The sequence below is a fragment of the Streptomyces sp. NPDC060028 genome (genome assembly GCF_042736725.1).
Lineage (GTDB): Bacteria > Actinomycetota > Actinomycetes > Streptomycetales > Streptomycetaceae > Streptomyces.
The window spans coordinates 1-3,955 of record NZ_JBHWVJ010000165.1; the positions used below are offsets into that span (position 1 = coordinate 1).

Here is a 3,955-nt window from a genome sequence, read left to right on the forward strand (position 1 = left end):
TGTTTTTTTTTTCTCTCCACTTGTTTGGGTGTGTTTTCCTTTACAACCCACCCCCCCCCCCCTGCCCCCCGCCCCCCCCCCCGCGGCGGCCCCCCCGCTTCTCGTTGTGGCCCGCTTTCCGGGGTGCCCGCCGTGTGGACGGCCGAGCGCCCGTGGGGGCCGCTGCGGTACCCTGACGCCATGCGTGCCGTACGCCTTCTGCTTACCGAGCCGCGCTGATCAGTACCGACCCCACGAGACGGTCGGCATCGGCGCGGCGTCCCCTCCTGTGCGAGGGGTTTTTTCGTTTGGGCAGGCAGAGACGGCAGAGACGATCGATGGAGCTTCAGAAATCATGAGCGAGACGAACACCCCGGCCCCCGAGGCGGCCGAGGCGCACCGTTACACGGCTGCCATGGCCGCCGACATCGAGGCACGCTGGCAGGACGTCTGGGACGCGCAGGGCACGTACGAGGCCCCGAACCCGACCGGTGATCTGGCCGGAGACCCGGCCGTCGTCGCGCGGCCCAAGAAGTTCATCATGGACATGTTCCCGTACCCGTCCGGCGCGGGGCTGCACGTCGGCCACCCGCTCGGGTACATCGCCACCGACGTCTTCGCCCGCCACCAGCGGATGAGCGGCCACAATGTCCTGCACACCCTGGGCTTCGACGCCTTCGGCCTGCCGGCCGAGCAGTACGCCGTGCAGACCGGCACGCACCCGCGCGTGTCGACCGAGGCGAACATCGAGAACATGAAGGTTCAGCTGCGCCGACTGGGCCTGGGCCACGACAAGCGCCGGTCGTTCGCGACGATCGACCCGGACTACTACAAGTGGACCCAGTGGATCTTCCTGCAGATCTACAACTCCTGGTACGACGCGGACGCGCAGAAGGCCCGCCCGATCGCCGAGCTGATCGCCGCCTTCGAGGACGGCTCCCGTGAGGTGCCCGGCGGCGCCTCCTGGGCGGAGCTGACCGCGGGCGAGCGGGCCGACGTACTGAACGAGTACCGGCTGGCGTACGCCTCGGACGCGCCGGTGAACTGGTGCCCCGGGCTGGGCACGGTCCTGGCCAACGAGGAGGTCACCGCCGACGGGCGCTCCGAGCGCGGCAACTTCCCGGTCTTCAAGTCGCGGCTGAGCCAGTGGAACATGCGGATCACCGCCTACGCGGACCGGCTGCTGGACGACCTGGACGCGCTGGACTGGCCCGAGGCCATCAAGCTGCAGCAGCGGAACTGGATCGGCCGCAGCGAGGGCGCGCGCGTCGACTTCGCGCTGGGCGACGAGGCCATCACCGTCTTCACCACCCGCCCCGACACGCTGTTCGGCGCGACCTACATGGTCCTGGCGCCCGAGCACCCGCTGGTCGACAAGTTCATCCCGGCCGCCTGGCCCGAGGGCACCCACGAGGTGTGGACCGGCGGGCACGCCACCCCGGCCGAGGCCGTCGCGGCGTACCGCAAGCAGGCCGCGTCGAAGTCGGACGTCGAGCGGCAGGCCGAGGCCAAGGACAAGACCGGTGTCTTCACCGGTGAGTACGCGGTCAATCCGGTCAGCGGCGCGAAGGTCCCGGTCTTCATCGCCGACTACGTGCTGATGGGCTACGGCACCGGCGCGATCATGGCGGTCCCGGCGCACGACGCCCGTGACTTCGAGTTCGCGCGGGCCTTCGAGCTGCCGATGCGCTGCGTCGTCCAGCCGTCGGACGAGCGCGGCACCGACCCGTCGACGTGGGACGACGCCTTCGTCTCGTACGACGCCGAGCTGGTCAACTCCTCGAACGAGGGCATCTCGCTGGACGGCCTGGGCGTCGTCGAGGCGAAGGCCGCGATCACCGACTGGCTGTCCGAGCGCGGCATCGGCGAGGGCACGGTCAACTTCCGCCTGCGCGACTGGCTGTTCAGCCGGCAGCGCTACTGGGGCGAGCCCTTCCCGATCGCCTACGACGAGGACGGCGTCGCGCACGCGCTGCCCGAGTCGATGCTGCCGCTGGAGCTGCCGGAGGTCGAGGACTACTCGCCGCGCACCTTCGAGCCGGACGACGCGAAGTCGAAGCCGGAGACCCCGCTGTCGCGCAACGAGGCGTGGGTCAACGTCGAGCTGGACCTGGGCGACGGGCGCGGCGTGCGCTCCTTCCGCCGCGAGACCAACACCATGCCCAACTGGGCCGGTTCCTGCTGGTACGAGCTGCGCTACCTGGACCCGAACAACGCCTCGGCCCTGGTGGACCCGGCCGTCGAGCAGTACTGGATGGGTCCGCGCGAGGGCGCGCCGCACGGCGGTGTCGACCTGTACGTGGGCGGCGCCGAGCACGCGGTGCTGCACCTGCTGTACGCACGCTTCTGGTCGAAGGTGCTGTTCGACCTGGGGCACGTCTCGTCGGCCGAGCCGTTCCACAAGCTGTTCAACCAGGGCATGATCCAGGCGTACGCCTACACCGACTCGCGCGGTGTGTACGTCCCGGCGGCCGAGGTCGAGGAGCGCGACGGCGGCTACTTCCACCGGGGCGAGCCCGTCAAGCGCGAGCACGGCAAGATGGGCAAGTCCCTGAAGAACGCCGTCACCCCGGACGAGATCTGCGAGGAGTACGGCGCGGACACCCTGCGCCTGTACGAGATGGCCATGGGCCCGCTGGACGTCTCGCGTCCGTGGGACACCCGCGCGGTGGTCGGCCAGTACCGGCTGCTGCAGCGGCTGTGGCGCAACATCGTCGACGAGGAGACCGGCGCGGTCACCGTCGTGGACGGCGAGCCGGGCGAGGACACCCTGCGCGCGCTGCACAAGGCGATCGACGGGGTCGGCGCCGACATGGCGGGGCTGCGGTTCAACACGGCCATCGCGAAGATCACCGAGCTGAACAACGCCCTGACGAAGGCGGGCCGGCCGCTGGAGCGCTCGGTCGCGGAGCGTCTGGTGCTGCTGGTCGCCCCGCTGGCCCCGCACATCGCGGAGGAGCTGTGGAGCCGGCTGGGGCACACCGCCTCGGTCGTCCACCAGGACTTCCCGGTCGCGGACCCGGCCTACGTGGTGGACGAGAGCGTCACCTGCGTCGTCCAGATCAAGGGCAAGGTCAAGGCGCGCCTGGAGGTGCCGCCGACGATCTCCGACGCGGACCTGGAGCAGCTGGCGCTGGCCGACGAGGCGGTCGTGGCGGCGCTGGGCGGTGCGGAGATCCGCAAGGTGATCGTGCGCGCGCCGAAGCTGGTGAACATCGTCGTCTGACGTTGTAGGGGTTATCCCGTACGGGCAGGTTGGGGGTTCGTTTGGAACCCCCGACCTGCCTGTGGCGTTTACGGTGGAGGGGACGCAAGAAGCAGGCTGGCTGGGGACTGGGGAAGGGGCACTCATGGAGGCCGCGCTGATCATCTTCGTGATGATGATGTTTTTCGCCTTCCTGGGCCTGGGCGTGTATGTGACCGCCAAGGTGGTGGGGGCGGCGAGGCGCGGTGTGGACCGGACGATCACGCAGGCCCGCCGCACCGTGGAGGACACCACGCTGAGGGCCAAGAGCTTCGGGCAGGTAGGGGTCACGGCGGCGCTGGCGCAGCTGCGGCTGGACCTGCGGACGTCGATGCGGGCCACGCAGCAGGCGCTGGAAGAGGGGGTCCGGACGGACGCCTCGCTCAAGGAGTCGATCGGCCTGTTTCAGCGGCTGAGCGGGCACGGGCACGAGCTGGACGACGAGCTGAAGCGGCTGGAGCAGGAGCCGGACCGCAAGCGGACCGCCGAGAGCCTGCCGGACCTGCGGGAGCGCACCGCGAAGATCACGCAGGCTGCGGACTCGCTGCGCTGGGCCGCCCGCGACCGGGCCCGGCAGTTCGCGCAGGACGACCTGTCGGCGCTGTCGGAGCAGATCGAGGTCGAGTCGGGCGCGCTGCGGGACTGGTCCCGCGCGTCGGTGGACGACCTCTCGGCCGCGGCCGCGGCTGCGGCTTCGGGCTGGGGCGCGACCGCGGCCGGCGGCGCGGGCGG

The 3,955-nt window shown here is 70.5% G+C and carries 2 protein-coding genes; both read left to right on the forward strand.

Annotated elements, in window-relative coordinates; genetic code table 11:
- Window positions 1–334 precede the first annotated feature (334 nt).
- A complete protein-coding gene (gene leuS, locus ACFWBF_RS37105) occupies window positions 335–3,205 on the forward strand; it encodes a leucine--tRNA ligase (protein WP_385609244.1) in 2,871 nt (956 codons plus the stop codon).
- A 124-nt stretch (window positions 3,206–3,329) separates the two neighbouring features.
- On the forward strand, window positions 3,330–3,955 hold a 626-nt coding region (locus tag ACFWBF_RS37110), incomplete at its 3' end, for a hypothetical protein (RefSeq protein WP_385609245.1).